Below are 24814 nucleotides of genomic sequence, written 5' to 3' on the forward strand. Positions count from 1 at the left end.
GGTGCCGGTGCCGACGTCCGCTCCGGTCCAGGATCCGGCGCCCGCGCCGGGCACCGTGGTGCCGCCTACGGGGGTGTTCGGGCCGCCGCCCGCGATGGACCCGGAGGCGGCGTCCGGGCGACGGGCGGAGGCGGGACCGATGGGCCCCCTGGGCGCGCTGCCCCCGAGGGGCGCGACCATCCCTACGGCCCCTACGGCCCCTACGGCCCCTACGGCCCCTACGGCCCCTACGGCCCCTACGGCCCCTACGGCCCCTACGGAGTCCGCGGGGGCGTCGGCTCCTACGGGTGCCCGGGCCGCGGACGCCGGGGAGCCCACCGCGCCCCCGGCCGTCGAAACGCCCGCGGACCCCGCAGGCCCCGCGGCGCCCGGAACGCCAGGGGCCGACGGCGGGTCCGGGACCACCGGGGGGCCCGGCCCCGCCGCGGCTCCCGCCGTCTACGCGCCCTCGCGGCCGATCCCCTCCCCGGCCTTGGTTTCCCCGTCCCCGGTCCCCCCGGTACCGTCCCCGGTCCCGCCCGTGCCGTCCGCACCGGCACCCGGCGCGGCCCCGGCCGCGGTAACCGCCGGGATCGCCGCCGGACTGGCCCCCGGCTTCGACTACGAGGACGAGGGCGGGCCCACCCCGACCCCTGCCCGCGGCTTCGACGCCGTGGCGGAGGCGGTGCTGGGCGACGAGCCGATCACCGCGCCCGGCGACAGCACCGCCCCCGCCCTGCTGGCGGAACCGACCGCGCGCATCAACGAGGCCGTGCGGGCGGGGCGCACCCAGGAGGCGGCGCTGCTGGCGGAGCAGGCGGTGGACCGGGCGTCGGGCACGCTGGGCCCCGAACACCCGGAGGTGCTGCGGCTGCGCGAACTCACCGCGTACATCGCCTATCTGTCGGGCGACCCGGACCGGGCCTTCCTGCTCTCGCTGGACCTGGCCCGGGTCCACCGCCGCCGGGGCGACGCGGAGGCCGCCTACGGCAACGTCCAGAGCGCGGCCACCTCCTGGCGGGGGGTGCGCGCGCCGGACCGGGGGCTGGAGCTGGGGGGCGAGCTGATCGGGCTGTGGGACGAACTCGTCGCCGAGGGGGGCCCGGCCGCCGGGGACACCGAGCGGCTGGACTCCGTACGCGTCCGCATGGACCGCCTGGCGGAGCGCGCCCGGGCGGGGACCGGCTGACCGGGCCCGGTGCTCACGGGGCCGGTACCGGCCCCGGCCCCGCGCCCGGTACTGGTGCCGGCCCTAGGCGGAGAGCTTCCACAGCGCGTGGGCGATGGCGTCGCTGTGGCGGTTCAGCGCCGTGTCGTCGATGTTGGCGAGGGTGTCGCAGGAGGAGTGGTAGCAGCGGTCGAAGGCCAGGCCCGCGGTGCCGCCCCACTTGGCCGCCTGCGCCGCCGTCTTGCGGTAGTCCGCGCCGCTGAAGAGGCCGCCGACGGGGATGCCGACGTTCTTGAAGGGGGCGTGGTCGGAGCGGCCGTCGCCCTGGGTCTCGATCTCGGTCGGGACGCCGATGCCGCTGAAGTACTCCTTGAACGCGCTCTCGATCGTGGGGTCGTCGTCGTAGACGAAGTAGCCGGGGTTGGGCGAGCCGATCATGTCGAAGTTCAGATAGCCGCTGATCTTCGCGCGGTTGGCGCCGAGGCCGTTGACGTAGGCGCGGGAGCCGATCATCCCCAGCTCCTCCGCGCCCCACCAGGCGAAGCGGAGGTGCTTGGTGGGCCGGTAGTTGGCGCGGGCCACGGCGAGCGCGGTCTCCAGGACGGCTGCGGAGCCGGAGCCGTTGTCGTTGATGCCGGGCCCGTAGGCGACGCCGTCCAGATGTGATCCGAGCATGACAATCTTGTTCGTGTCGCCGCCCGGCCAGTCCGCGACGAGGTTGTACCCGATCGCCCCGGAGGCGCTGAACTGCTGGACGGTGGTGGTGAATCCGGCGGCGTCCAGCTTGGACTTCACGTAGGAGAGCGACGCCTGGTAGCCGGGGCGGCCGTGCGCCCGGTTGCCGCCGTTGGCCGAGGCTATGGATTGGAACTGCGAGAGGTGGGCCTTGACGTTGGCCACGGGTATGTCGGGCGCGGCGGCAGCGGCGGNCGGGGCCGCGGGTACGGGGGCGGGCGCGGCCCCGGCCAGGGAACCGCCGGTGATCAGGGTGACGACCGCGACGGCACTGGCCGTCAGGGTGCGTCCGGACACGGAGAGCTTCATGTGGGGGGCTCCGGATTGCGGGGAGTCCCGGGGTCGGGGACTCCGGTGAATGGGGTGCCTGGATGGTGAAGCCGGGGCTGACGGCACGTCAAGGCCGTCAATCGGCCACCGGGCCGGGCGGGCCGGGGAGCCGGGCGGGCCGGGGCGGACGCCGCCCGGGGCGGTGCCCCCGCCGACCCCGTCCCGTTTCCACCGCCGACCGTCCGGGTCCGGCCCCGGCGCGGTGCACCCCCGGCGCCCGGCCCTCGGCCCCCGGCGCCGCCCCGCCCGGCCTTGCCCGCCCACGCCCCGGTGCACGGGCCACTCCGGTCGGGAGACCGCGCCGGGCACCCCCCGGCAGCCGGGAGGCGCCCTTGCCGCCGCCCGCGCCGGACGCCTCCGGCCCCAGGAGCCGACGCCGACGCCGCCGCCCGCGCCGGGCGCCCCCGGCCGCCGGGAGCCGACCACCCGGTCACCGCGTGGCCGGAAGACGCTAGTCTGCGGGGCGGCGGCGACGAGGGGCGGTGGGTCCGACGGGGGCCTGCCGGTCGTGCGCCGGGCACATCAGATCCGTGTGTATGGGGGCTCCGTGAGCAACGAGATCCACTTCAGCAACAACCACAGAGACCTGTGCGTCGAGCACGGCACCGGTGCGGGGTTCCAGTTCGAGTTCTCCTGCGGCCGCTGCTACGACACCTGGCGCTCGCCCTTCGAGCCGTTCCGCGCCGGACAGGTCGCGGGCTGGGTCTCCAAGGGAGTGGGCGCCGCCTGGTCGATGTTCGGCAACGGCGCCACGCGCGGCGTGTCGGCCGCCGCCGACGGGGTCGCGGGAGCGAGTTTCGGCAACCAGAAGGACGCCGCGTTCTCCCGGGCCATCGAGAACGCCGAGGGTCACTTCAACCGCTGCCCGCGCTGCACCGGTTACGCCTGCGGGCGCTGCTGGAACGCGGGCCAGGGCCTCTGCCTCACCTGCTCGCCGGACACCGCCGCCGAGGCCCAGGCGGCGCAGCGGCGCGGCCTGAACGACATGGTCACCCAGCGGGCCTACGACGCCGGTCAGCGCGACGGCGCCACCTACGACGCCTCCGCGCGGCACCAGCTCGTCTGCCCCCAGTGCCAGACGGAGACCAGGGGCGGCGCCTTCTGCCACGGCTGCGGCCACCGCCTCGCCCAGAGCACCGCCTGCGGCTCCTGCAACGGCGACCTGCCCGCCGGCGCGGCCTTCTGCCCCACCTGCGGCACCCGCGCCTGACCGCCCCGGGGAGCGGCCCGCTCCCGGCCCGCCCCCGAGGGCACGGCCGGGAGCACCGCCCACCCGGCGGAAGCTCAGTGGAGGCAGAAGTCGTTGCCCTCGGGGTCCAGCATGTGGGCCCACTCCCCGCCCTGTTCCGCCACCCGGCGCAGCACGCTCGCGCCCAGGGACTCCAGGCGGGCGATCTCCTCCTCACGGCGGCCCGGCTCGCTGTGGAGGTCCAGGTGGAGGCGGTTCTTGCCGGACTTCGGCTCCGGCACGCGCTGGAACAGCAGCCGCCGCCCCAGACCGGTGCCCGTCCCCTCCTGCCAGGGGTCGTCGGGGTGCCGTACGGCGGCCAGGTCCCGCCAGGCGCGGCGGCCCCGGATCTCGACGGTGGCCTCCTCGGGGACGGCCCCGGCGCCCAGGAGGCCCTCGATGAGCCGGCTGTGGTCCTCTGCCGTGTAGTGGAGCGCGGCGGCCCAGAAGTCGGCCTGCGCGTGCGGGTCGGCGGCATCGATGACGATCTTGTAGTGCAGGGGAGCCGGTGCGGCGGCGGGGTTCTCGTTCATGCCACCAGTCATAGGGGGTGCCTGAGGGGTCGCGCCAGGGACATCCCTGAGACGCGCCCCGGCGGCCCGCCCCGGACCCGCCTCCGGCTCACCCCCGCCCGCCTCCGGCTCACCCCCGGCTCACCCCCGGGTCTCCTGCCCGCCTCCGGCTCACCCCCGCTCCGGCTCACCTCGGGCCTCCCGGGGTCCCTCCCCGGCCCACCTAGCTCTCCGGGCCCGCCGGAGCCCCGCCCGGAGCCGTCGGAGCCGTCGGAGCCGCCGGGGCCCCGCCCGGAGCCATGGGCGTGCCCTGGGCCAGGGCCGAGCCCGGTGCCGGGGCCGTGCCCGGGGCGGCCCCCGCCGTCCCCGCCGCCCCCGGCACTCCACACGCCACGACGTCTCTCTCCCGCGCCGCGGCCCCGCCCGGCGCCGGTTCCGTCGCCCCGGCCGCCGCCGTCCGTGCCCTGAGCGCGCGGGCGCTGCGGCGGGCGGTGCGCAGGGCGTCCCAGGTGAGCAGGGCCAGGGCCAGCCAGACCAGGGCGAACCCGGCCCAGCGCTCGGGCCGCATGGACTCGCCGAAGTAGGTGATGCCGAGCAGGAACTGGAAGACCGGCGCCAGGTACTGGAGCAGCCCCAGCGTGGACAGCGGCACCCGGATCGCCGCCGCCCCGAAGCAGACCAGCGGGATCGCGGTGATCACGCCGGTCGTGGCGAGCAGAGCCGCGTGCCCGGGGCCCTCGGTGGTGAAGGTGGAGTCGCCGCGCGCCCCCAGCCACACGATGAAGCCCAGCGCGGGCAGGAACTGGATCGCGGTCTCGGCGGCCAGCGACTCGACCCCGCCCAGGTTGACCTTCTTCTTCACCAGGCCGTACGTGGCGAACGAGAAGGCGAGGCAGAGGGAGATCCACGGCGGGTGCCCGTAGCCGATGGTGAGCACCACCACGGCGGCGCAGCCGGTGCCGACGGCGGCCCACTGCGTGGGTCGGAGCCGCTCCTTGAGCAGCAGGACGCCGATCGCGATGGTCACCAGGGGGTTGATGAAGTAGCCGAGCGACGCCTCGACGACATGGCCGGTGTTCACGGACCAGATGTAGAGGCCCCAGTTCACCGTGATCACCGCCGCGGCCACCGAGACCAGGGCGAGCCGGCGCGGCCGGCGCAGCAGTTCCCCGATCCAGGCCCAGCGCCGGACGAACAGCAGGAGGGCGCCGACGACGGCGAGCGACCACACCATGCGGTGGGCGAGTATCTCCCCGGCTCCGGCGGGCTCCATCAGTGGCCAGAACAGGGGGACGAGCCCCCACATCCCGTAGGCGGCGAAGCCGTTCAGCAGGCCTATTCGCTGTTCGTTCCCCGACGTCCGCGCCATGGGACACCTCCCTCGCATGTCCGTGCGCCATGACGGTAGCGCCGCGCGCCACCGCGCGTCATACCCGTACCGCGATACGGTCATGACAGCCCCGGCCCGCGCGCACCGGGTGCCCGCCCGGCGCCCCCGGTCACCCCTCGGACGAGGACGGAACCGTGCGGACCCGAAGCCCCCGGCCCCGAGGACCGGCCCCGAGGACCGGCCCCGAGGACCGGCCCCAAGCGCCGGCGGCCCCAGGACTCTCCCCGGCCCCTCCCGGGCGCCCGGCGGGCGGGTGACGGGGAAACGCCGACGGGACCCCGGGCGGCGTCCGCCGGGGTCCCGTCGCTCGGGCGGGCCGGACTCAGCCGACGACCGTCCAGGTGTCGCCGCCCGCGAGCAGCGCGCCGAGGTCGCCCTCGCCGTCGCGCCGCACCGCGGTGTCGAGCTGGTCGGCCATGAGGGTGTCGTAGACCGGCCGCCGGACGGAGCGGAAGACCCCGATCGGGGTGTGGTGCAGGGTGTCGGGGTCGGCGAGGCGGGACAGCGCGAAGGCCGTGGTCGGGGAGGCCGCGGCGGCGTCGTGGACCAGGAGGTCGGCCTCGTTGTCCGCGGTGACCTCGACGACCTCCAGGTCGCCGGTGCGCCCGTCGCGGACGACGCCCTTGGTGCCGTCGGTGCCGAAGCGGATCGGCTGCCCGTGCTCCAGGCGGATCACCGCCTCCTCGGCGCGCTGCTTGTCCTTGATGGCGTCGAAGGCGCCGTCGTTGAAGATGTTGCAGTTCTGGTAGATCTCGACGAGCGCCGTGCCCGGGTGGTCGGCGGCCTGGCGCAGGACCTCGGTGAGGTGCTTGCGGTCGGAGTCGACGGTGCGGGCGACGAAGGACGCCTCGGCGCCCAGGGCCAGGGAGACCGGGTTGAAGGGCGCGTCCAGGGAGCCCATCGGCGTGGACTTGGTGATCTTGCCGACCTCGGATGTGGGCGAGTACTGGCCCTTGGTCAGCCCGTAGATCCGGTTGTTGAAGAGCAGGATCTTGAGGTTGACGTTGCGCCGCAGGGCGTGGATGAGGTGGTTGCCGCCGATGGAGAGGGCGTCGCCGTCACCGGTGACGACCCAGACCGACAGGTCCCGCCGGGAGGTGGCGAGCCCGGTGGCGATGGCCGGGGCACGGCCGTGGATGGAGTGCATCCCGTAGGTGTTCAGGTAGTACGGGAAGCGGGAGGAGCAGCCGATGCCCGAGACGAAGACGATGTTCTCCTTCGCCAGCCCGAGCTGGGGCATGAACCCCTGGACGGCGGCGAGGATCGCGTAGTCACCGCAGCCGGGGCACCAGCGGACCTCCTGGTCCGACTTGAAGTCCTTCATGGACTGCCGGCCCTCGGCCTTGGGGACGAGCTGGAGCAGGGTCGCGGGATCAGTCATCGATGGCCTCCTTCAGCGCCGAGGCGAGCTGCTCCGCCTTGAACGGCATGCCGTTGACCTGGTTGTACGAGTGGGCGTCGACCAGGTACTTCGCCCGGACGAGGGTGGCGAGCTGCCCCAGGTTCATCTCGGGGATCACGACCTTGTCGTACGAGGCCAGGACGGTGCCGAGGTTCTCGGGGAACGGGTTGAGGTGGCGCAGGTGGGCCTGTGCGATGGGCTCCCCGGCGGCGCGCAGCCGCCGTACCGCGGCGGTGATGGGCCCGTAGGTGGAACCCCAGCCCAGGACCAGGGTGCGGGCGCCGTCCGGGTCGTCGACCTCCAGGTCGGGCACGGCGATACCGTCGATCTTGGCCTGCCGGGTGCGGACCATGAAGTCGTGGTTGGCCGGGTCGTAGGAGATGTTGCCGGTGCCGTCCTGCTTCTCGATGCCGCCGATGCGGTGTTCGAGCCCGGCGGTGCCGGGGACGGCCCAGGGGCGGGCCAGGGTCTCCGGGTCGCGCTTGTACGGCCAGAAGACCTCTGTGCCGTCCTCGGTGGTGTGGTTCGGGGCCTGGGCGAACTCGACCGACAGGTCGGGCAGTTCGGCCGGCTCCGGGACGCGCCACGGCTCGGAACCGTTGGCCAGGTAGCCGTCGGAGAGGAGGAAGACCGGGGTGCGGTACTCCAGGGCGATCCGGGCCGCCTCCAGGGCCGCGTCGAAGCAGTCCGCCGGGGTGCGCGGGGCGACCACGGGGACCGGGGCCTCGCCGTTGCGGCCGTACATCGCCTGGAGCAGATCGGCCTGCTCGGTCTTGGTGGGCAGGCCGGTGGACGGCCCGCCGCGCTGGATGTCGACGATCAGCAGCGGCAGCTCCAGCGAGACCGCCAGGCCGATCGTCTCGCTCTTGAGCGCGACGCCGGGACCGGAGGTGGTGGTCACCGCCAGCGAGCCGCCGAAGGCCGCGCCCAGCGCCGCCCCGATGCCCGCGATCTCGTCCTCGGCCTGGAAGGTGCGCACGCCGAAGTTCTTGTGCCGGCTCAGCTCGTGCAGGATGTCCGAGGCCGGGGTGATCGGGTACGAGCCCAGGTACAGCGGCAGCCGGGACTGCCGGCCCGCGGCGATCAGCCCGTAGGCCAGCGCCAGGTTCCCGGAGATGTTGCGGTAGACGCCCGGCGGGAACGCCTTGGAGGCCGGGGCCACCTCGTAGGAGACCGCGAAGTCCTCGGTGGTCTCGCCGAAGTTCCAGCCCGCCCGGTAGGCCGCGATGTTCGCGGCGGCGATCTCGGGCTTCTTGGCGAACTTCGTCCGCAGGAACTTCTCGGTGCCCTCGGTGGGCCGGTGGTACATCCAGCTCAGCAGGCCCAGCGCGAACATGTTCTTGCTGCGCTCGGCCTCCTTGCGGGTGAGGTCGAACTCCTTGAGGGCCTCCACCGTCAGGGTGGTCAGCGGCACCGGGTGCAGGCTGTAGCCGTCGAGGGAGCCGTCCTCCAGGGGCGAGGCCGCGTAGCCGACCTTCTGCATCGCCCGCTTGGTGAACTCGTCCGTGTTGACGATGATCTCCGCGCCGCGCGGCAGGTCCGCGATGTTGGCCTTCAGCGCCGCCGGGTTCATCGCGACCAGGACGTTCGGCGCGTCACCGGGGGTCAGGATGTCGTGGTCGGCGAAGTGGAGCTGGAACGAGGAGACACCGGGCAGGGTCCCCGCGGGGGCCCGGATCTCGGCGGGGAAGTTCGGCAGCGTCGACAGATCGTTGCCGAACGACGCGGTCTCCGAGGTGAAGCGGTCACCGGTGAGCTGCATGCCGTCGCCGGAGTCCCCGGCGAACCTGATGATCACCCGGTCCAGGCGGCGGACGTCCTTCGTCCCCGCCGGTTGGCGCTGCTCTCCCACCACGGTTCCGTCGGCGTGCTCCGCTGGGCTGCTGACCTGGCTGGTCACTGAACTGGACCTCCTTCGAGGCGGCTGTCCGGGGACTGGTCTCCCGTGACCATCCCGGAGCAACACTACGTCCGCACCGGCCGACTTCCGGGGGACATCCGGATGTTGGTCTCGGTCCGTGGACAGCCCGGCGCCGGGTCGGCGCCGGGTCCGTCACGGTTTCTCGTTCGATCAGGTGTTCTGGGCCGAGACTTCCGTATCGGGGCCCTCCCGCGGGCTCCGACGGGGGCGTGCGCGGTGCCCCGGGGTCAGGAGTTGAGATAGGTCAGGACGGCCAGCACCCGCCGGTGGTCGCCGTCGCTGGGGGACAGCCCCAGCTTGAGGAAGATGTTGCTGACGTGCTTCTCGACCGCCCCGTCGCTGACCACGAGCCGGCGGGCGACGGCGGAGTTGGTCCGGCCCTCGGCCATCAGCTCCAGCACCTCCCGCTCGCGCGGGGTCAGCCCGGCCAGCACGTCCTGCTTGCGGCTGCGGCCGAGGAGCTGGGCCACGACCTCGGGGTCGAGCGCCGTGCCGCCCCGGGCCACCCGGACCACCGCGTCCACGAACTCGCGGACCTCGGCCACCCGGTCCTTGAGCAGGTAGCCGACCCCGCGGCTGGAGCCCGCCAGCAGTTCGGTGGCGTACCGCTCCTCCACGTACTGGGAGAGCACCAGCACCCCGAGCCCGGGGTGGACCTTGCGCAGTTGCACGGCCGCCCGCACGCCCTCGTCGGTGTGCGTCGGGGGCATCCGCACGTCCGCCACCACCACGTCCGGCAGCCCGTCCCCGGCGTGCAGCTCCGCGATGGTCCTGATCAGGGCCTCGCCGTCGCCGACCCCGGCGACCACGTCGTGTCCCCGGTCGGTCAGCAACCGGGTCAGCCCCTCCCTGAGGAGCACCGAATCCTCGGCGATGACCACGCGCACCCTGTCCTCCACGTTCCCCGTCCCCCCATGTGCCGGTCTGTGCCCGCGCGGACCGCCCGGCGCGGCCGGTTCCGCGTCCGCGCACGGGTCCGTGCGACACGTACAGCATCCCAGCATCGGCGACCGGGTGTGCCGGGGCGACGGGGTGTGCCGGAGGCACGACGGGGAGCGACGGGCGGGAGTACGGGACCGGGCGGACGCCGAGCCGGCGGGCGGGGCCCGGCACGCGGGCGGGCCCGGAGAGCCGTCCCGGGCCCGCGGAACCGTCCCGGGGGCCCGCCGGGCCCGGATCACGGCCGCCCGCGGGATCACGGCCGCCCGCGGGATCACGGCCGCCCGCGGGACCACGGCCGCCCGCGGGACCACGGCCGTCCCGGGAACACGTCCGCCCCGGGGCCTGCGGCGTCCCGGGGCCGGGCGGCGGGCCGGTCCCGGCAGGGCGGCGGCCCACCGTACCGCCTGGCGCGCTCACCCCGGCAGTCCGGACGGCCGTACGGCGCCGGACCGTCGTACGGCGCCGAGGCGGCCCACCGGCACTCCGCCCCGGTCGGGGCGCGCGGCACCGGTACCGGGCCCGGACGCCCGGCACCGCGGGTCAGCGGGTGGTGAGCGCGTCGCGCCAGGGCAGCTCGGCCGTCACCCGCGTCGGTCCCCCGGCGGGGGAGTCCACCGCGAGGATGCCGTCCACCGCGCCGAGCCGCTCCGCCAGCCCGGTCAGCCCCGATCCGCCGGACGGGTCCGCCCCGCCCACGCCGTCGTCCACGACCTGGAGCATCAGCCGGTCCCCGGAGCGCCACACCTCGACCGCCGCCGAGCGGGCCCGCGCGTGCTTGCCGACGTTCTGGAGCAGCTCCGAGACGGTGAAGTAGGCGATGCCCTCGATGGCCGAGGCGGGTCGCTCCGCCAGGTCCACCTCGACCCGCACCGGCACCGGGCAGCGCGAGGCGACGGAGGACAGCGCGGCGTCCAGGCCCCGGTCGGTCAGCACCGCCGGGTGGATGCCCCGGGCCAGGTCCCGCAGCTCCTGGAGCGCGGTCTTCACCTCGCCGTGCGCCTCGTCCACCATGCGCGCCGCCGCGTCCGGGTCCTCCTTCAGCTTCTCCTTCGCCAGCCCCAGGTCCATGGCCAGGCCGACCAGGCGGGCCTGGGCGCCGTCGTGCAGGTCGCGCTCGATCCGGCGCAGGTCGGCCGCGGCGGTGTCGACCACCACGCCCCGGTCCGACTCCAGCTCCACCACCCGGGTCGCCAGCGGCGACGGGCCCAGCAGTCCGATCACCAGCAGCTGGTCCACCACCGTCAGGGCCCGCACGACCCACGGCGCGGCCAGGGTGACCAGCAGTCCGACCAGCGCCGTGACGGTGATCTCGAAGGGGTTGTCCAGGAAGACCGCGTGCGTCTCGTCCCCGTAGAGCTGGATGCCGCTCTGGCCGGCGTACGCCGGGAGCACCCAGAACCAGAGCGGGTAGCTGAGCATCGTCAGCGCGCAGCTCCACATCACCACCGCGACGGAGAAGGAGAACACCGCCCAGGGCATGTGCAGCAGCGCGTACAGCAGGCTCCGCCAGGAGGAGCCGCTCTTGAGGACGGCCCCCATCCAGGACATCGCCCCCCGCTTCGCCGGGCGCAGCGGCTCCGGCTCGCCCACCCGCAGCCCGAGCAGCGCGCGGGCCCGCGCCCGCTCCATCGCGCCGAGGCCCCGGCATCCGGCGAGCGCGGCGGCGAGCACCGGCACGCCCAGGAACGTCACCAGGAGGCCCGCCCCCAGCGAGACCATGGTGACGGCGTAGGTGAACAGCAGGATGCCGATCGGCAGGCCCAGCAGCACATGGCCGAACTCCCGCCAGCTGCGCGCCTCGAACGGGGCCCGCAGCCCGGCGGGCAGCCGGTGCCTGCGGGGGTGCGTGCGGCCGGCGTCCCCGAGGAGGCCGGGGCCGCCGCCGAACCCGTGGTCCTGTCCGTACTCCGTGGCCATCGGTGCCGTCCCTCTCCTCGTCCTGGTCCTGTCGTCCCGCGCCGCCGCCCGGCCGGTCGCCGGGGCGCCCCCGGGTGCCGGGCGCGGTACGGCCGCCGTACCGCCGTTCCACGGCTGTGCCGTCGTACCCACCACTCTGTTCCACCGCGGGGCGGCGGGCCATGGAGCCCGTCGGCGTCCCGGGCCGGGGGTTTTCCCCACCCCATGGGCCGACGGGGCCCGGTCCGAGGGCGGAGGGTGCCGCCGGGGCCGCTTCCGGCCCTTGCGCCCGGCGACCGGGGGCCGGGGATTCAGGGGTGCCCGGGGCTCGGCCCCCGGACTCCTGGAAGCCCGGTGGCTTGGTTCCCGGACTGCCGGACCCCGGACCTCCGGACCCCGAACTCTCGGACCCCCGGACCCCGGTCCGTGCGTCGGGCTCCGGCTCCGGCTCCGCGATTCCGGTCCGTGCGCTGGGCTCCGGCTCCGCGATTCCGGGCCGGGCGTCGGGATCCGGGCCGGAGCGCTGAGCCCCCGGGTGTCGCGCCGGGCGCCGGATGCGGGGCGGCAGGGCGCCGGGCGCAGAAGCAGGCGCAGAAGTCCGAGTAACGGCTCCGCGGTCCGTGACCTGCGCCGGGCTCCGGCGCGCCCGCTCCGTGTCCCCGGTCCTGCCCCGTGCCCCCGGCCCCGGAAGGGGCTTCCAGCCCCGGAACGAGCCTCCGGCCCCGCCCCGTCTCCCCGTCCCGGAACGGGCCTGGGGTGCCGCGTTCCCCGCCCCTCCCGCCGCTACCGCCCGCGCCGGTTCCGTCCGGCGGGGGCGCCGGCACCATCCGCGTCGGTGCGGTCGCGCCAGGGCAGCTCGGCGGTGACGGTCGTGGGCCCGCCGGGCGGCGAGTCCACGGCGAACAGCCCGTCGACCGCGCCCAGCCGGTCCGCCAGACCCCGCATGCCCGAACCGGCGTCCAGCCGCGCGCCCCCGCGCCCGTCGTCCACGACCTGGAGCATCAGCCGGTCCGCCGACCGCCAGACCTCCACCGAAGCGGTCCGCGCCCCGCTGTGCTTGCTGACGTTCTGGAGCAGCTCCGAGACGGTGAAGTAGGCGATGCCCTCGATGGCCGCCGCCGGGCGCTCCGCCACGTCGACCGTCACCCGCACCGGCACCGTGCAGCGGGAGGCGACGGAGGACAGGGCCGCGTCCAGGCCCCGGTCGGTCAGCACCGCGGGGTGGATGCCCCGGGCCAGGTCGCGCAGCTCCTGGAGGGCCAGCTTCACCTCGCCGTGCGCCTCGTCCACCATCGCCGCCGCCGCGTCCGGGTCCTCCAGCAGCTTCTCCTTGGCGAGGCCCAGCCCCATCGCCAGGTTGACCAGGCGGGCCTGGGCGCCGTCGTGCAGGTCCCGTTCGATCCGGCGCAGGTCGGCCGCGGCGGTGTCGACCACCACGCCCCGGTCCGACTCCAGCTCCGCGATGCGGCGCTCCAGCTCGTCGGAGGGCGACAGCAGCGCCCGCACCATCGCCCGGTCCGCGTTGGCCAGGGCGCGGGCCAGGAAGGGCAGCACCGGCCACAGCACGAACAGCGAGGTCAGCGTGATGGCGAAGGTGAGGATGCCCCAGGGGAGCCGGATCAGGTCGTACAGCATGGTGCGCCAGCCCACCGGGTCCTTCAGCGCCATCCACAGCCGGGGCAGGAAGCCGTCCGCGGTGTGCGTCGGCAGCGGGCTCGGCTCGTCCACCCGCACTCCGAGCAGGGCGCGGGCGCGGGCCCGCTCCAGCTTGCCGATCCCGCGCGCGCCGAGCAGCCCGAGCGCCAGCAGGGGCAGCCCGACCACCGTGACCGTCAGCCCGATCCCGGTGGCCAGCACCGTCACGACGTAGATGAACCCGATCAGGGCCATCGGGAGGTTGGCCAGCAGATGCGCGATCTCCCGCCAGGTCGTTCCGTCGTAGGCGAAACGGGCGGGCGGCGGCCGGTCGTCGTCCGCCGGGCCGGCCCCGGCCGGCCGCGAGAGGTGTTCGGTCATACCGGCCAGCGTGCCGTGCGGGCCCGCGCGATGCCATGAGGGGGGCCGCCGGGGACGGGCGGGGGAAAACCCCACCCCGGGTCCCGGGGGCCGACGGGCTGCTTACCGTCCCTTTATCAGGGCCTAGACTCCCGTGCGTACGGAAATCGTCGGAGAGCGGCGTGCGGAACCGCCGCGCGGCGCCGCGGCAGGGAGCGAGGGGGCGGACGTGGCGGAGCCGATCACCGCCGGGGCGACGGTCGTCGTCGCGGCGGACCACTTCCGGTCCTACGCGGTCGTCGGCGTGCTCGCCGTCGTCGGCGTGCTCTTCGTCGCCGTGGCGTTCGGGGCGGGGCGGCTGCTGCGTCCCGTGGTCCCGACGCCCGAGAAGCTCATGACGTACGAGTGCGGGGTCGACCCGGTCGGCGAGGGCTGGGCGCACACCCAGGTCCGCTACTACGTCTACGCGTTCCTCTACGTCGTCTTCGCCGTCGACTCGATCTTCCTGTTCCCCTGGGCCACGGTCTTCGCCGCGCCCGGCTACGGTGCGACGACCCTCGTGGAGATGTTCGTCTTCCTCGGCTTTCTGACCGTGGGCCTGCTGTACGCCTACAAGAAGGGCGTCATGTCGTGGACGTGAACCCCGCCGCCCCCGGGCCGGTGCCGCTGCCGGAGCCGAAGCGGCTCGGCGCGCTCGCCCGGCTCGCCCCCGAACCGATGAAGGTCGTCCTCAACTGGGGGCGCCGGTACTCGCTCTGGGTCTTCAACTTCGGGCTCGCCTGCTGCGCCATCGAGTTCATCGCCGCGTCGATGGCCCGCCACGACTTCATCCGGCTCGGTGTGATCCCCTTCGCGCCCGGCCCGCGCCAGGCCGACCTGATGGTGGTCTCGGGCACGGTCACCGACAAGATGGCCCCGGCCGTCAAGCGGCTCTACGAGCAGATGCCCGAGCCCAAGTACGTCATCTCCTTCGGCGCCTGCTCCAACTGCGGCGGCCCGTACTGGGACTCGTACTCCGTGACCAAGGGCGTCGACCAGATCATCCCCGTCGACGTCTACGTCCCCGGCTGCCCGCCGAGGCCCGAGGCGCTGCTCCAGGGCATCCTCAAGCTCCAGGAGAGGATCGCCCGGGAGTCGCTGGCGGAGCGGTACGGGGCGTCCGACCGGCCGTCGGCGGCGGCGCTGCGGAGCGGGCTGGTGCGGGGACCGGGCCGTGCACCGGGCGCGGGTCCGGGGTCCGGCCCCGGCGCGGGCTCCGCGTCCGGTACGGGTCAGGGGTCCGGCACGGGTCCTGGTCCGGGTTCGGGGTCGGGGGAGACGGCATGAGCGCGGTCGGATGGCTGCCCGCCGGTGCCGAGGAGTTGTTCGGCGCCGGGGCCGCGGCCGAGGAGTCGTACGACGTCCTGACCGTGGACGTCCCCCCGGAGTCCTGGATCGCCGCCCTGGGGACGGCCCGGGACCGGCTGGGCTGCACCTACTTCGACTGGCTGAGCGCGGTCGACGAACCGGGCGCGGGCTTCCGCGTCGCGGCCCACGTCGCCGCCCTCGCCCCGGTGCGGCGGCTGCTGCTGCGCACCACGGTCCCGCACGGGGAGCCCGTCCTGCCGACCGCCGTCGCCGTGTACGCGGGCGCGGCCTGGCACGAGCGCGAGACCCACGAGATGTTCGGCGTCGTCTTCGAGGACCACCCCGGGCTGGACCACCTGCTCCTGCCGGACGGCTTCGAGGGCCACCCCCTGCGCAAGGACTTCGTGCTCGCCGCCCGGGTCGCCAAGGCGTGGCCCGGCGCGAAGGAGCCCGGCGAGTCCGAGCACGGCGGGCCCCGGCGCCGCCAGATGCTGCCGCCGGGGGTGCCCGACCCGAACGAGTGGGGTCCCCTCAAGGGCCGGCTCCCCGCGGCTCCGGCCCGTCCGGCGCGGGGCGCGGGGCGCGCGGCGGGCGCGGGAGCCGGTCGTGCGGCGGGCGAGGGAGCCGCCGGGGCCGCGGGGGAGCGGCCGGTCCGGCGTGCCCGTACGGCCGCCGGGGGCTCCGCCAGTCAGGCCGCACCGGTGACGTCCCCGGGCGGGGCGACCCCTTCGGCACCGGCGGTCCCCGCGGAGCCTTCGTCGCCGGACCGGGGGGCCCCGGGCTCTCCGGACGCGCCCCCGACGGGGGCCCCGGCACCGGAACCTGCACCGCGCCGCTCCCGGTCCGCCTCGGAGGGCTCCGCGAGTCAGCGCCCGGCGCGGCGGTCCCGCAGCGCGGCCGAGGGCTCGGCCTCCCAGCGGCCGACCCCCGCCGGGCCCGCGCCGGCCGAGCAGGGTCCTGCCGGGCCCGCGTCGACCGGGTCCGGTCCCGCCGGGCCCGCGCAGACCGAGCCCGGCACTGCCGAGTCCACGCCCGCCGAGCCCGGGTCCACCGGGCCCGCCGCCGAGTCGGCCCCCTCCGGGGCCTCGGCTCCCACCGAGTCCGGCTCCGCCGGGGGCGCCCCCGGCGGGCACACCCCCGACTCGGGGGCCACGATCGCCGCGTCCCACAGCCCGGACGCCCCTTGGCACCACGCCCGCCCGGCCTTCGACGAGCCCGTCCGCGACGGGGACCGCGAGACGGACACCGAGGGCGGTGGTCGGCCCATGGGGGAGCACGGCTCCTCGCCGACCGGCGGAACCGAGCGGGCCCCCTCGCCGGAGGGCACCCCCGAGCCGGAGGCCACCCCCGGAGCGAAGGACGCCCCCGAGCCCCCGTCCCCGGACACGCCCTCGTCCCCGGACACGCCCCCGCCCCCGTCCCCCGACGACCCCGACACCCCGCCCTCCGGTCCGCACCGTCCCGGGCGGCCGGACCGGCCGAACTCCCCAGGAGGCCCGCGGTGAACGACGTGCTCGACGTCACCCTGCGGCTCCTGGTCGTGTTCGTCGCCTTCCTCGTCCTCCCGCTCCTCGTCGGGCAGACGGAGCACAAGGTGATGGCGCACATGCAGGGCCGCCTCGGCCCGATGTACGCGGGCGGCTTCCACGGCTGGGCGCAACTCGTCGCGGACGGCGTGAAGTTCGCGCAGAAGGAGGACGTGGTCCCGGCCGACGCCGACCGCCGCGTCTTCCAGCTCGCCCCCGCCGTCGCCCTCCTGCCCTACCTGCTGGTGGTGCTGGTCATCCCGGTCGGCCCCGGTGAGGGAGCGGTCGGTCAGGCGGTCGACGCGGGCGTCTTCTTCGTCCTCGCCGTGATGGGTGTCGGCATCCTCGGCTCGCTCATGGCCGGCTGGGCCTCCGCCAACAAGTTCTCGCTGCTCGGCGGTCTGCGCACCGCCGCCCAGCTCCTCGCGTACGAGCTGCCGATGCTGCTCGCCGCCGCCTCCGTCGCCATGGCGGCGGGAACGGTCTCGCTCATCGGCATCCTGGACGCCTTCCAGTGGTGGTGGCTGCCCTGGCAGGTCGTGGGCGCGCTGGTCTTCTTCGTCGCCGGTCTCGCGGAGCTCCAGCGCCCGCCGTTCGACATGCCGGTCGCCGACTCGGAGATCATCTTCGGCGCCTACACCGAGTACACCGGACTGCGCTTCGCGCTGTTCCTGCTCGCGGAGTACGCGGGCATCGTCGTGCTGTGCGGGCTGACCACCGTCCTCTTCCTGGGGGGCTGGCACGGCCCCTGGGGCGCCGACGGGCTCGGCTGGGTGTGGACCCTGCTGAAGACCGCCCTGCTCGCCTTCGTCGTCATCTGGCTGCGCGTGACCTACCCGCGGCTGCGCGAGGACCAGCTCCAGAAGCTCTCCTGGACGGTCCTCGTCCCCCTCGCCCTCGCCCAGATCGCCCTCACCGGCATCGTCAAGGTGGTGATCCGGTAACCATGTCCCCCATCCCCGGCTCAGGGCTGGCCAAGGGCCTGGCCGTCACCCTGCGCACGATGACGCGGAAGACCGTCACCCAGCAGTATCCGGAGACCCAGCCGGACCTGCCGCCCCGCACCCGCGGGGTGATCGGGCTGTTCGAGGAGAACTGCACGGTCTGCATGCTCTGCGCCCGGGAGTGCCCCGACTGGTGCATCTACATCGACTCCCACAAGGAGACCGTCCCGGCCGCCGTCCCCGGCGGCCGGGAGCGCAGCCGGAACGTCCTCGACCGGTTCGCCATCGACTTCTCCCTGTGCATGTACTGCGGCATCTGCATCGAGGTCTGCCCCTTCGACGCCCTGTTCTGGTCCCCGGAGTTCGAGTACGCCGAGACCGACATCCGTGAGCTGACCCACGAGCGGGACAAGCTCCGCGAGTGGATGTGGACGGTCCCGGCGCCGCCCGCCCTGGACCCCGGCGCCGAGGAGCCCAAGGAACTCGCCGCCGCCCGCCGGACCGCCGAGAAGCTGGCCGCCGCCCAGGACGGCACCGCCCCCGGCCCCGCGTCCGCCCCCGGCCCCGGGTCCGCCGCGGGCCCCGCGTCCGGACCGCGCGCCGGGCGCCCCGAGTCCCCGGAGGGAGAGTCGTGATCCTCGCCGCAGCGCACCCCGGCTTCCTGTCCCCGACCGGCGTCGAGATCGCCTTCGTCCTCGTCGGCCTGGTCACCTTCGGCGCCGCCGTGGTCACCGTCACCACCCGGCAGCTGGTGCACGCCGCCCTGTGGCTGGTGGTGGCCCTCGGCGGACTGGCGGTCGAGTACCTCCTGCTCACCGCCGAGTTCATCGCGTGGGTGCAGGTCCTGATCTACGTCGGGTCGGTCGTCGTCCTGATCCTGTTCGGCCTGATGCTCACCAGGGCGCCCATCGGCCGCTCCCCGGACGCCGACTCCGGCAACCGGTGGGCCGCCCTCGCCGTGGCGGTGGCCGCCGCGGCGGCGCTGGTCTGGGTCGTGACCGACGCCTTCCGGACCACCTGGGTGGACCTGGACGGACCCGCCGCCGGGTCCACCGCCGTGACCGGCGCCTTCCTCTTCCAGCACTGGGTGCTCCCCTTCGAGGCGCTCTCGGTCCTGCTCCTGGCCGCCCTGGTCGGCGCCATCGTCCTCTCCCGGCGGACCGCGGCCGCGGACGCCGCCACCACGGCCACCGGCCCCGACGTCACCGGCCCCGCGACCGGCACGGCCGCCGTCACCGGCCCAGCGACCGCCGCCGACGACCGCCGCCCCGGCGCCGACCGCCGCCCCGGCGCCGACCGCCGCCCCGGCGCCGACCGCCGCCCCGGCGCCGACCGGGAGGGCGAGCGCTGATGCACCTCGCCTATCCCGCCGTCCTCTCCGCCCTCCTCTTCTGCACCGGCGTCTACGGCGTCCTCGCCCGCCGCAACGCGATCCTCGTCCTGATGTCGGTCGAGCTGATGCTCAACGCCGTCAACCTCAACCTCGTGGCCTTCGACGTCTGGCTCAGCCGCGCCGCCGAGGAGACCCTGCACTCCGGCCAGGCCCTGACCCTGTTCACCATCGCCATCGCCGCCGCCGAGATCGGCATCGGCCTGGCGATCGTGCTCGCCGTCCACCGCGCTCGCGGCACCGCCGACATCGACCGGCTCCGCGACACCGCCGAGGGCCACGGCCCCGGCGACGACGACGGGCACGGCGACGACGGCGGGCACGGCGACGACGGCGGCCCCGACGACCCCGAGGGCTCCGGACGGCCCGGCCCCGGCACCCCCGCGACCGGAACGGCCACCGAGAAGGCAGAGGCCAGCGCGTGACCACCACCACCCTCGCCGTACTCGTCCCCGTCCTGCCCTTCCTCGGCGCCCTGGCCGGGCTCCTGCTGGGCCGCACCGCCCCCGGCTTCGTCCGCCCGCTCGCCGTCCTGCCCACCCTCGCCTCGCTCGGCCTGGCCGCCGCGGTCGCCGCGCGCCAGGGCGGGGGACGGCCCGTCGACGCCGTCACCGAGCTGACCCCGACCGGCTCCGTGCCGATCGAACTCGCCCTGCACATCGACGGCTTCGCCGCCCTCGTCGCCGTGCTCGTCGCCACCGTCGCCTGCTGCGTGCAGATCTACTCCACGGCCTATCTGCGCCACGACCCGCGCTACCCCTCGTACGCCGCCCTCGTCTCCCTGTTCACCGCCGCCATGTTCCTCGTCGTCTACTCCGGCGACCTGATGGTGCTGCTGGTCGGCTGGGAGATCATGGGCATCTGCTCCTACTTCCTGGTCGGCCACTACTGGGAGACCCGCGAGGCGCGCGCCGCCTCCCTCAAGGCATTCCTGGTGACCAAGCTCGGCGACGTCCCCTTCCTGATCGGCCTGCTCGCCCTGGCCCACGAGACCGGCTCCTTCCGCATCACCCGGATCCTCGGCGCCGTCGCCTCCGGCTCGCTCGACCACCCGACCCTGATCGCCCTGCTGCTCCTGGCCGGCGTCGCGGGCAAGTCCGCCCAGTTCCCGCTGCACACCTGGCTGCCCGACGCGATGGCGGGCCCCACCCCCGTCTCCGCGCTGATCCACGCCGCGACGATGGTCGCCGCCGGTGTCTACTTCGTCGCCCGGCTCCTCCCGCTCTTCGAGGCATCCCCGGCCGCGATGACCGTGCTCGCCGTCATGGCCGCCGTCACCATGGTCGGCTCGGCCCTGGCCGCGCTCGCCCAGGACGACATCAAACGCGTCCTCGCCTACTCCACCATCGGCCAGCTCGGCTACATGACCGGCGCCCTGGCCACCGGCGACCGCGCCGCCGCCGTCTTCCACCTCCTCACCCACGGCGCCTTCAAGGCGCTGCTGTTCCTCGCCGCCGGAGTGGTCATCCACGCCGCCGGCACCAACTCGCTGGCCGCGATGTCCCGCATGCGCGACCTGCGCGCCCGCGTACCCGACGCCTACTGGACGATGACCGTGGCCCTGCTCGCCCTCGCCGCGATCCCGCCCTTCAGCGGCTTCTTCTCCAAGGAGTCCGTGCTGGTCGCCGCCGAGCACGCCGCCACCGGCCGCACCGCCCACGCGCCCGGCGCCGCGGGCTGGACCGTCCTGGTCGCCGCGCTGCTCGCCGCCGTCCTCACCGCCGCGTACGCGACCCGGCTGTGGCTGCTGGCCTTCCGCGGCCGGGGCACCGAGGCCCCGGACCACGGCCGTCAGCCGATGGCCATGAACGCCGTGCTCTGGGTGCTCGCCCTGCCCTCCCTCGCGCTCGGCGGGCTCGCCTTCCGGCGGCTGCCCGACTGGTTCGGCGGCGGGGACCTCACCCCCACCCTCACCACCTCCGTCCTCGGCACCGGCGTGGCCCTGATCGGCGGCCTCGTCACCTACGCCGCCTGGCGCCACACCACCGCCCTCGCCGCCCGGGTGCCCCTCGGCGCGGTCGCCGCCCACCCCGACGCGGACGCCGGAGAGGTCGAGGCCGAGGTCATCGCCAGCCACCGGGCCGCCTACGGCGACGTGGCCGGGGCCACCGACCCGGCCGACCCCGGACGGCTGCTGCTCGGCCCGCTGCACCGGCACGCGGCGGCCGGATTCCACCTCGACGCCCTCTGCACGGCCCTCTTCGTCCGCCCGGTCCGGGCCGGCGCGAACCTCGTCCGGTTCCTGGACCGGGAGGTCGTCGACACCTATGTGCGCGGGGCGGGCGCTCTGCCCCGCTGGCTGGGCGCCGCCGCCCGCCGCGCCCAGACCGGCAATGTGCAGACCTATGTGAGCGCGCTGCTCGCCGGCACCGTCGTCCTCGCGGTCGCCGCCGTCCTCGTCGCCACGGGAGCGTGAGCAGGCGTGATCGATATCAACGAGTCCGTGATGCGGTTCCTCCTGGCGGTGGTCGTCGCCGGGCCGCTGCTCGGCGCCGCCGCCGCCCTGCTGCCCGCGCCGCCGGGACTGCGGGGCAGGTCGCCCGAGCAGGCCGTCCTGCGCCACGGTGTCACCGTCACCGGCGCCGTCCTCGCCGCGGCCGTCGTCCTCGTGCTCGGCTTCGACCACGACCGGCCCTCGGACATGCAGGCCGTCACCGACGTCCCCTGGATTCCCGCCCTCGACGTGCGCCTGCACCTCGGTGTCGACGGCATCTCGCTCCCCCTCCTGCTCCTGACCGCGCTGCTGACCTTCCTCTGCGCGCTCTACTCCTACTTCCACATGCCGTCCGGCCCGAGCCCGAGGGCCTTCGTGGCACTGCTGCTCGTCCTGGAGTGCGGCACCCTCGCCAGCTTCGCCGTCCTCGACCTGATCCTGTTCTTCCTCGCTTTCGAGACGGTCCTCGTCCCGATGTACTTCCTCATCGCCCGCTGGGGCGGCGCGGACCGGGCCGCGGCAGCCTGGAAGTTCGTCCTCTACACGCTCCTCGGCTCGGTCGTCATGCTGCTCGGCCTGCTCCTCATCGGGCTGAGGGCGGGCACCTTCGACATGGTGGCACTGGCCACTGACAACGGCCGGTCACTGACCACGTCCGTGCAGGTCACCGCCGTACTCGCGGTGGGGATCGGGCTCGCGGTGAAGACCCCGATGTGGCCGCTGCACAGCTGGCTGCCCGACGCCCACACCGCCGCGCCGACCGTCGGCTCGGTGCTGCTGGCCGGCGTGCTGCTCAAGATGGGCACGTACGGATTCGTCCGCATCCTGCTGCCGGTCGCGCCGGAGGGCTTCCGCACCTTCGCGCCCTACCTGGCCGCCTTCGCCGTCGTCGGGATCATCTACGGCTCCCTGGCCTGCCTGGCCCTCGCCCGGCGGGGCGCCAGGGGCGACCTGAAGCGCCTCATCGCCTACTCCTCCGTCGGCCACATGGGCTTCGTCCTCCTGGGCATCGCCTCCATGACCCCGACCGGCGTCAACGGCGCCCTGTTCGCCAACATCGCCCACGGCCTCATCACCGGCCTGCTGTTCTTCGTCGTCGGCGCCCTCAAGGACCGCACCGGCACCACCGACCTCGACACCCTGGCCGACCGGACCGGGGCGGCCCTGTACGGCAGGGCGCCGCGCCTGGGCGGCATGTTCGCCTTCGCCGCGGTCGCCTCCCTCGGCCTGCCCGGACTGGCCGGGTTCTGGGGCGAGATGCTGGCCCTGTTCGGCGCCTTCGACCCGGCCGCCGGGCTCAGCCGCCCGGCCTTCCTCACCTTCATGGCGGTCGCCGCGACCGGCACCCTGCTCACCGCCGCCTACCTGCTGATCGTGGTCCGCCGCGTCTGCATGGGTGCCGTGGACCGGGACGCCCCCGGCCTCCCCGACGTCCGCCGGTACGAGTTCGCCGCCTGGACCCCGCTCGTCGTCCTCACCGTCTTCGCCGGACTCTGGCCCCGGGCCCTCCTCGGGCTGACCGACCCGGCCGTGCAGCAGCTCCTCGCAGGAGGCAACCGATGAGCGTCCAGGCCGCCCAGCCGCTGGCCCAGAGCCTCGTCCAGTCCGTGGACTGGCTCGCCGTCGCCCCGCCCACCCTGGCGGCGCTCGCCGGACTCGCCGTCCTCGTCGCCGACCTGTTCGTCCCGGACTCCCGCAAGGCCCTCCTCGGCCCGGCCGCCGTCGCCGGACTCGCCCTCGCCGCGCTCTCCCTGCTGCCCCTGGTGGGGGAGGACCGCTCCACCTTCTGCCTCACCGGCGACGCCTCCGCCTGCGCCTACACGGCGGACACCTTCACCCTCGCCGTCCAGTTCCTCGTCCTCGGCGGCGCACTCCTCGCCGCCCTGCTCTCCCTCACCGCCCTCAGGGACGCCGACCGGGGGCTCCCGGAGGGCGAGTACTGGTTCCTGCTGCTCTCCTCCGCCGCCGGGGCCGCCCTGCTGCCCGCCGCCCGGGACCTCGCCACGCTGATCGTCGCCCTGGAGGTCGCCTCCCTGCCCGCCTTCGCCCTGGTGGGCCTGCGCCGCGGTGACCGGCGCTCCTCCGAGGCGGCCCTGAAGTTCTTCCTCTCCTCGGTCACCGCCACCGCGGTCAGCCTCCTGGGCGTCAGCTTCCTGTACGCCACCACCGGCACGCTCCACCTCACCCGGCTGGCCGAGCGCGTCCAGCACGTCGACGGGCAGTTCGCCACCCTCACCCAGACCGGCGTCGTCCTCACCCTGGTCGGCTTCGCCTTCAAGACCGCCGCCGTACCGTTCCACTTCTGGGTGCCCGACACCTACGTCGGCGCCCCGCTCCCCGTCGCCGCCTACCTGTCGGTCGTCGGCAAGGCGGTCGGCTTCAGCGGCCTGATCCTGGTCACCGTCGTCGCCCTCCCGTCGTACGCCGACGCCTGGGGCCCGGCCCTGGCCGTGCTGGCGGCGCTCACCATGACCGTCGGCAACGTCGCCGCCCTGCGCCAGGTGACCACCCGCGCCTTCAGCGCGGTGCGCCTGCTGGCCTGGTCCTCCGTCGGCCAGGCGGGCTACCTCCTGGTGCCCATTGCCGCCGCCGGGTACTCCGACGACCCCGGGCGGGCCGTCGGCTCCACCGTCGCCTACGCGCTGATGTACGCCGCCGTGAACCTGGGCGCGTTCACCGTGGCCGCCCTGGTGGGCCGCGGACGGCCGCGCAACCGCGTCGCCGACTACCGGGGGCTGTACACCGCCCATCCGCTCACCGCGCTGCTCATGGCGTTCTTCCTGCTCTGCCTGGCGGGTCTGCCGCCCGGCGTCATCGGCCTCTTCGCCAAGGTCACCGTGTTCTCCGCCGCCGTGGACGCGGGGCTCGGCTGGCTCGCCGCCGTGATGGCCGCCAACGTCGTCATCGCGCTGTTCTACTACCTCCAGTGGACCGCCCTGCTGTTCCGGGCCCCCGCGCCCGGGGGAGCCACCGCACCCGGGGGGACCGCCGGGAGCACCGGCACGGGCTCCGGCACCGGCACGGGCACGGGCTCCGGCACCGGCACGGGCACGGGCTCCGGCACCGGCACGGGCTCCGGCGACGCCGAGGGCTCCCCGGTCGGCGTGGGGGCCGGGAGCGCGGCGGCCACCCCGCCCGGGGCGGGGGCCGGGAACGCCGCGGGCGTCCGGGCCGCCGTCCTCCGCCTCCCCGCCCCGCTCACGGCCGCGCTGGCCGTGACGGCGGTCGCCGCGGTCGTCCTCTCCGGCGCGCCCCAGCTCGTCCTGCGCTTCGCCGGGGGCGGCCTGTTCTAGTTTCTGGAGCCGGTGCGGGGGAGCGGCACCCGCGCGGGAGGGCGGCTGCGGGCGGGGCCCTGGGGGTGCGTGTCCAGCCCGGCCCCCGGAGGGCGTAGTCCGGGCCGGTCCCCCTGGGGGCGAGTCCGGCCCGGTCTCCTGGAGGGTGTGTCCGGCCGGGTGTCCTGGGGGCGGGGTCCGGCCGGGCGGTCTTGGCGGGTAGCGGCCCGGCTCCCGGGACGGGGATGCCTCGGTACTCCCGGCGGGGCACTCGTGCGCGCGAGGGAGGCCCGTCCTGAAGCCGCAGGACGCGACCGCCCGTAAGGGAGCACCCCGGGGCGCGGCGGAGACCTCGCGCGCGGAGGCCCGGCGGGACCCCTCACCCGTACGGAGCACCCCGGCA

Annotated in this window: 20 protein-coding genes and 1 pseudogene; 12 read left to right on the forward strand and 9 right to left on the reverse strand. The window is 75.2% G+C overall.

Annotated features, from left to right (window positions below):
* Positions 1 to 180, reverse strand: a pseudogene (locus GTY84_RS34075) (hypothetical protein); the annotation flags it as partial.
* 340 nt (positions 181 to 520) lie between these two features.
* Between GTY84_RS34075 and GTY84_RS21200 the strand changes: the two are divergent.
* Complete coding sequence (locus GTY84_RS21200) at positions 521 to 1168, forward strand: tetratricopeptide repeat protein (protein WP_202551531.1); 648 nt, start codon at positions 521 to 523, stop codon at positions 1166 to 1168.
* 63 nt (positions 1169 to 1231) lie between these two features.
* Here GTY84_RS21200 and GTY84_RS21205 read toward each other — a convergent pair whose 3' ends face one another.
* The gene (locus tag GTY84_RS21205) at positions 1232 to 2191 is read right to left on the reverse strand and encodes a M28 family metallopeptidase (RefSeq protein ID WP_161227896.1); all 960 of its coding nucleotides are present in this window, start codon (positions 2189 to 2191) and stop codon (positions 1232 to 1234) included.
* A 568-nt stretch (positions 2192 to 2759) separates the two neighbouring features.
* On the opposite strand from GTY84_RS21205, the gene GTY84_RS21210 reads away from it, so the two are divergent.
* Positions 2760 to 3422 (forward strand): zinc ribbon domain-containing protein, encoded by a 663-nt coding sequence (locus GTY84_RS21210; protein WP_161227897.1) that lies wholly within the window; start codon positions 2760 to 2762, stop codon positions 3420 to 3422.
* 74 nt (positions 3423 to 3496) lie between these two features.
* Here the strand turns inward: GTY84_RS21210 and GTY84_RS21215 are convergent, their stop codons facing one another.
* From GTY84_RS21215 to GTY84_RS21245, 7 genes are all read right to left on the reverse strand, one after another.
* Positions 3497 to 3973 (reverse strand): VOC family protein, encoded by a 477-nt coding sequence (locus tag GTY84_RS21215; RefSeq protein WP_161227898.1) that lies wholly within the window; start codon positions 3971 to 3973, stop codon positions 3497 to 3499.
* 202 nt (positions 3974 to 4175) lie between these two features.
* On the reverse strand, positions 4176 to 5321 hold the full coding sequence (gene rarD / locus GTY84_RS21220) for an EamA family transporter RarD (RefSeq protein WP_161227899.1): 1146 nt from the start codon (positions 5319 to 5321) through the stop codon (positions 4176 to 4178).
* A 343-nt stretch (positions 5322 to 5664) separates the two neighbouring features.
* Positions 5665 to 6723 (reverse strand): 2-oxoacid:ferredoxin oxidoreductase subunit beta, encoded by a 1059-nt coding sequence (locus GTY84_RS21225; RefSeq protein ID WP_161227900.1) that lies wholly within the window; start codon positions 6721 to 6723, stop codon positions 5665 to 5667.
* Positions 6716 to 8644: a 2-oxoacid:acceptor oxidoreductase subunit alpha gene (locus GTY84_RS21230; protein ID WP_161227901.1), complete on the reverse strand. Its 1929-nt coding sequence runs from the start codon at positions 8642 to 8644 to the stop codon at positions 6716 to 6718. The genes GTY84_RS21225 and GTY84_RS21230 overlap by 8 nt, the downstream gene beginning before the upstream one ends.
* 248 nt (positions 8645 to 8892) lie before the next feature.
* Positions 8893 to 9564 carry a response regulator transcription factor gene (locus GTY84_RS21235; protein ID WP_161227902.1) on the reverse strand — a complete coding sequence of 224 codons (672 nt, stop codon included), beginning with the start codon at positions 9562 to 9564 and terminating at the stop codon, positions 8893 to 8895.
* A 583-nt stretch (positions 9565 to 10147) separates the two neighbouring features.
* A complete protein-coding gene (locus tag GTY84_RS21240) occupies positions 10148 to 11524 on the reverse strand; it encodes a sensor histidine kinase (protein WP_161227903.1) in 1377 nt (458 codons plus the stop codon).
* A 762-nt stretch (positions 11525 to 12286) separates the two neighbouring features.
* Positions 12287 to 13519 carry a sensor domain-containing protein gene (locus GTY84_RS21245; RefSeq protein WP_161227904.1) on the reverse strand — a complete coding sequence of 411 codons (1233 nt, stop codon included), beginning with the start codon at positions 13517 to 13519 and terminating at the stop codon, positions 12287 to 12289.
* A 208-nt stretch (positions 13520 to 13727) separates the two neighbouring features.
* On the opposite strand from GTY84_RS21245, the gene GTY84_RS35020 reads away from it, so the two are divergent.
* From GTY84_RS35020 to GTY84_RS21295, 10 genes are read left to right on the forward strand one after another with little or no spacing between them, the layout of a single operon-like run.
* Positions 13728 to 14138: an NADH-quinone oxidoreductase subunit A gene (locus GTY84_RS35020; protein WP_161227905.1), complete on the forward strand. Its 411-nt coding sequence runs from the start codon at positions 13728 to 13730 to the stop codon at positions 14136 to 14138.
* Entirely contained in the window at positions 14129 to 14824 is a 696-nt protein-coding gene (locus GTY84_RS21255; RefSeq protein ID WP_161227906.1) for an NADH-quinone oxidoreductase subunit B, read from the forward strand. The genes GTY84_RS35020 and GTY84_RS21255 overlap by 10 nt, the downstream gene beginning before the upstream one ends.
* The gene (locus tag GTY84_RS21260) at positions 14821 to 16350 is read left to right on the forward strand and encodes an NADH-quinone oxidoreductase subunit C (RefSeq protein WP_161227907.1); all 1530 of its coding nucleotides are present in this window, start codon (positions 14821 to 14823) and stop codon (positions 16348 to 16350) included. Before GTY84_RS21255 ends, GTY84_RS21260 begins: the two co-directional genes overlap by 4 nt.
* A complete protein-coding gene (locus GTY84_RS21265) occupies positions 16347 to 17315 on the forward strand; it encodes a complex I subunit 1 family protein (RefSeq protein WP_161227908.1) in 969 nt (322 codons plus the stop codon). The genes GTY84_RS21260 and GTY84_RS21265 overlap by 4 nt, the downstream gene beginning before the upstream one ends.
* A gap of 2 nt (positions 17316 to 17317) precedes the next feature.
* Positions 17318 to 17950 (forward strand): NADH-quinone oxidoreductase subunit I, encoded by a 633-nt coding sequence (locus tag GTY84_RS21270; protein WP_161227909.1) that lies wholly within the window; start codon positions 17318 to 17320, stop codon positions 17948 to 17950.
* Complete coding sequence (locus GTY84_RS21275) at positions 17947 to 18666, forward strand: NADH-quinone oxidoreductase subunit J (protein ID WP_345943495.1); 720 nt, start codon at positions 17947 to 17949, stop codon at positions 18664 to 18666. Before GTY84_RS21270 ends, GTY84_RS21275 begins: the two co-directional genes overlap by 4 nt.
* The gene (gene nuoK / locus GTY84_RS21280; RefSeq protein ID WP_161227910.1) at positions 18666 to 19130 is read left to right on the forward strand and encodes an NADH-quinone oxidoreductase subunit NuoK; all 465 of its coding nucleotides are present in this window, start codon (positions 18666 to 18668) and stop codon (positions 19128 to 19130) included. Before GTY84_RS21275 ends, nuoK begins: the two co-directional genes overlap by 1 nt.
* The gene (locus tag GTY84_RS21285; protein WP_161227911.1) at positions 19127 to 21121 is read left to right on the forward strand and encodes an NADH-quinone oxidoreductase subunit L; all 1995 of its coding nucleotides are present in this window, start codon (positions 19127 to 19129) and stop codon (positions 21119 to 21121) included. Before nuoK ends, GTY84_RS21285 begins: the two co-directional genes overlap by 4 nt.
* Before the next feature lie 6 nt (positions 21122 to 21127).
* Positions 21128 to 22702 carry an NADH-quinone oxidoreductase subunit M gene (locus GTY84_RS21290; RefSeq protein ID WP_161227912.1) on the forward strand — a complete coding sequence of 525 codons (1575 nt, stop codon included), beginning with the start codon at positions 21128 to 21130 and terminating at the stop codon, positions 22700 to 22702.
* Positions 22699 to 24432: an NADH-quinone oxidoreductase subunit N gene (locus GTY84_RS21295; RefSeq protein ID WP_237532480.1), complete on the forward strand. Its 1734-nt coding sequence runs from the start codon at positions 22699 to 22701 to the stop codon at positions 24430 to 24432. The genes GTY84_RS21290 and GTY84_RS21295 overlap by 4 nt, the downstream gene beginning before the upstream one ends.
* The last annotated feature ends 382 nt before the right edge of the window (positions 24433 to 24814 follow it).

The organism is Streptomyces sp. SID8352, from assembly GCF_009862265.1.
Classification (GTDB): Bacteria; Actinomycetota; Actinomycetes; order Streptomycetales; family Streptomycetaceae; genus Streptomyces.

Bases quoted from the DNA above. Each gene is read 5' to 3' on its own strand.
- GTY84_RS21215 (WP_161227898.1), bottom strand. From the start codon at position 3,973: ATGAACGAGAACCCCGCCGCCGCACCGGCTCCCCTGCACTACAAGATC.
- rarD (WP_161227899.1), bottom strand. From the start codon at position 5,321: ATGGCGCGGACGTCGGGGAACGAACAGCGAATAGGCCTGCTGAACGGC.
- GTY84_RS21225 (WP_161227900.1), bottom strand. From the start codon at position 6,723: ATGACTGATCCCGCGACCCTGCTCCAGCTCGTCCCCAAGGCCGAGGGC.
- GTY84_RS21240 (WP_161227903.1), bottom strand. From the start codon at position 11,524: ATGGCCACGGAGTACGGACAGGACCACGGGTTCGGCGGCGGCCCCGGC.
- GTY84_RS21245 (WP_161227904.1), bottom strand. From the start codon at position 13,519: ATGACCGAACACCTCTCGCGGCCGGCCGGGGCCGGCCCGGCGGACGAC.
- GTY84_RS21260 (WP_161227907.1), top strand. From the start codon at position 14,821: ATGAGCGCGGTCGGATGGCTGCCCGCCGGTGCCGAGGAGTTGTTCGGC.
- GTY84_RS21270 (WP_161227909.1), top strand. From the start codon at position 17,318: ATGTCCCCCATCCCCGGCTCAGGGCTGGCCAAGGGCCTGGCCGTCACC.
- nuoK (WP_161227910.1), top strand. From the start codon at position 18,666: ATGCACCTCGCCTATCCCGCCGTCCTCTCCGCCCTCCTCTTCTGCACC.
- GTY84_RS21295 (WP_237532480.1), top strand. From the start codon at position 22,699: ATGAGCGTCCAGGCCGCCCAGCCGCTGGCCCAGAGCCTCGTCCAGTCC.